This is a genomic window from Rhizobium sp. PDO1-076, from assembly GCF_000247475.1.
In the GTDB taxonomy this organism is placed as follows: domain Bacteria; phylum Pseudomonadota; class Alphaproteobacteria; order Rhizobiales; family Rhizobiaceae; genus Allorhizobium.
The window spans coordinates 1-2,830 of record NZ_AHZC01000196.1; the positions used below are offsets into that span (position 1 = coordinate 1).

Below are 2,830 nucleotides of genomic sequence, written 5' to 3' on the forward strand. Positions count from 1 at the left end.
CCTCTGGCCGGCCTCAGTCGGCTGGCACGGCTGCGAGCGGATGATCAGCGGACTTCCCACCTGCTCTTCCAGTGCGCGGATCCGTTGCGAAATGGCCGAGGATGTCACACCGAGCATGCGGGCCGCCCGCTCGAAGCTGCCGCTGCGCAAGACGGCGGCCAATGCTGCGAGTTGGGCGGCATCGATCATTAGATTTCCTAATCACAGGCAAGGAATTTTAATTATTCTAATCAAACTCGATCGCGTAGTCAAAGCTCCACCAACAAGGAGTTTCTGGAGTTCCCATGTCCACTGCCCTGATTGCCGGCTTCCTGCTCGGTCTCAGCCTGATCGTCGCGATCGGCGCCCAAAATGCGTTTGTCCTGCGCCAGGGACTGTTGCGTCGGCATGTGCTGGCCATTGTCCTGACCTGCGCCATATCCGATGCCCTGCTGATCGCCATCGGGGTCGCAGGTTTTGCCACCGTTCTGGCGTCACTCACTTGGCTGGAGCCGGTGATGCGATACGGTGGCGCAGTATTCCTGGCCCTCTATACCCTGCGCAGTCTCCATCAGAGCCTGACTGGCGCTGGCGCACTGCGGGCTGCCAAGACCCAGGAGACGCGGCTCCTGCCTGCGCTTTTAACCTGCCTCGCCTTTACCTGGCTCAATCCGCACGTCTACCTCGACACGGTCGTTCTGCTCGGCTCCATCTCGACCCGTTACGCAGGTCAGGAGACGGCCTTCGCCCTTGGGGCAATCGTCGCATCCTTCTCCTTCTTCTTCTCGCTTGGCTTTGGCGCCAGACTGCTGGAGCCGCTGTTTGCCAAACCGTTTGCCTGGCGCGTGCTGGATGGTGCGATCGCCGTCATCATGGCATCCATCGCCCTCAATCTTGTGCGATAACCAAGCAATGCCTGCTTTGCGGATGCAGTCACCGGGGCGCTCGGCTAGAACGATGGATGCCCGGACAAGCAGGAGGATACTCGTTCATGTTTCTCAGCAATCGCGACATCGTTGACCTGATCGATTTCCGCCAGGAACTGCATCGCCATCCGGAAGTGTCCGGCGAGGAAGAGCAAACGGCAAGGCGCATCGTCGACGCGCTGAAACACCTGTCGCCGGCAAGGATCATCAGCCGCCTTGGAGGCCATGGCGTGGCAGCGGTGTTTGAAGGCGCCGCCCCCGGTCCAACCCTGCTCTTTCGCTCGGAACTGGACGCGCTGCCGATCGAAGAGAAATCCGCCGCTGCCTATCGCTCGACGATCCCCGGCAAGGGCCATCTTTGCGGCCATGACGGACATTCGACCATTCTGACCGCGGTCGCACTCGGCCTCTCCCGTCAGCTGCCGAGGAGCGGCCGGGTCGTGCTGCTGTTCCAGCCGGCGGAGGAAGACGGCAGCGGCGCCGCAGCGGTCTTGGCCGATCCGCGCTTTGCGGACATCACGCCTGACTTCGCCTTTTCGCTGCACAACTTGCCGGGCACGCCGCTCGGCCACGTCGCGCTGAAGGCCGGTCCGGTCAACTGCGCCTCGCGCGGCATGAAGATCCGCTTTTCTGGCAAGACTGCCCATGCGTCGCAGCCTGAAACCGGCCTATCGCCGATGGCAGCGATGGCCGGCCTGATGCCAGCGCTGACGGCCCTGTCGCATGGCGCTCCACCAGATGAGACCTTCACCCTCGCCACAGTCACCCATGCCTGGCTCGGTGAGGAAGCCTTCGGCATTACACCCGGCGATGGCGAAGTATGGGTGACGTTGCGCACGCTGGTAGACGACCGCATGGCCGAACTCTGCGCCCGCGCCGAAGCGCTGGCAGCAGAGGCCGCGTCCCTCCATGACCTTACGCTGTCGACCAGCTATCACGACATTTTTCTGCATTGCGACAATGCGCCCGAGGCCGTCGCCCATCTGGCCCGCGCGCTGGACGCAGAGGGTATTTCCCATGACGAAGGCGATCTGCCGATGCGCGGGTCGGAGGATTTCGGCCGCCTGCGCGCCGTCGCCCCCTCCGCGATGTTCTTCCTCGGCTCCGGCGAAAATCATCCAGCCTTGCATAATCCCGACTATGATTTCCCTGACGCCTTGATTGCCACCGGCGCACGCATCTTCATGCGGGTGATCCGCGACCTGCTGGACTGATTGAAAGCCTATTGATCAAAAATCCGGGAAACGGCGCTTGCGCCATTCGGATCTGGGAATTGCCGCGCCGACCGAGAAGCCGAACGAGACGACTTTGGTCGCCCCGTCATCGACCTCGCAACGGAAGCTCAGGTCATACCACTGGCCGGATGCCCGGAACGCGGTCTTCGCCGGCGCCAGTATATTCCCCTTCTTCAAACCGAAGGAGGGCAGCAGTTCCGGCCGAAACGGAGGCGAAGCATTGCGCAACTGCTCGCGCAATTCGGTCGTGCACAACTGGTCGGCCCGCCGTTCACGCGGCAAGCCGTTCATCGCCGTCATCGCCGCTGGATCGCTCGAAATCACCGTCGAAAACAGCTTCTTAGCGTCATCCAGTTTCGGCGCTGCGGCACCCACATTGGACTCGTCCACCGGCGCCTCCGGTTCCTTCACCTCGGCCTCGTTCAGCGCCGCAATGGCTTCACCGCTCAAAGCCTCGCCTTCGGCCGAAGGATCCGGCACCTGCCCTTCGAGATCCGCTTCCGGCAGCGCGATGTCCGGCAATGGCTTGGCCGCGGCCGCCTCTTCCTTGGGCGGTTCGGCAGGTTTTTCCGGTTCCACCACAGGCGGAGGTTCAACAGGATCGTCCGCAGCCGTCTCCGCCGGATCAACAGCGCCGCTACCATCATCCTCCTTGCGCGGACCTGCATCCTTGTCGCCGAACTGCACCAC

Annotated in this window: 4 protein-coding genes; 2 read left to right on the forward strand and 2 right to left on the reverse strand. The window is 62.7% G+C overall.

Annotated elements, in window-relative coordinates; all coding sequences use genetic code 11:
- Positions 1–189, reverse strand: a 189-nt coding sequence (locus PDO_RS12070) for a LysR family transcriptional regulator (protein WP_009109887.1), incomplete at its 3' end; no start/stop codon positions are given.
- Positions 190–284: 95 nt separating this feature from the next.
- Between PDO_RS12070 and PDO_RS12075 the strand changes: the two genes are divergently transcribed.
- A complete protein-coding gene (locus tag PDO_RS12075) occupies positions 285–884 on the forward strand; it encodes a LysE/ArgO family amino acid transporter (protein WP_009109889.1) in 600 nt (199 codons plus the stop codon).
- An 86-nt stretch (positions 885–970) separates the two neighbouring features.
- Complete coding sequence (locus tag PDO_RS12080) at positions 971–2,119, forward strand: amidohydrolase (RefSeq protein WP_009109892.1); 1,149 nt, start codon at positions 971–973, stop codon at positions 2,117–2,119.
- A 15-nt stretch (positions 2,120–2,134) separates the two neighbouring features.
- Here the strand turns inward: PDO_RS12080 and PDO_RS12085 are convergent.
- Positions 2,135–2,830, reverse strand: a 696-nt coding sequence (locus PDO_RS12085; RefSeq protein ID WP_037073711.1) for a DUF930 domain-containing protein, incomplete at its 5' end; no start/stop codon positions are given.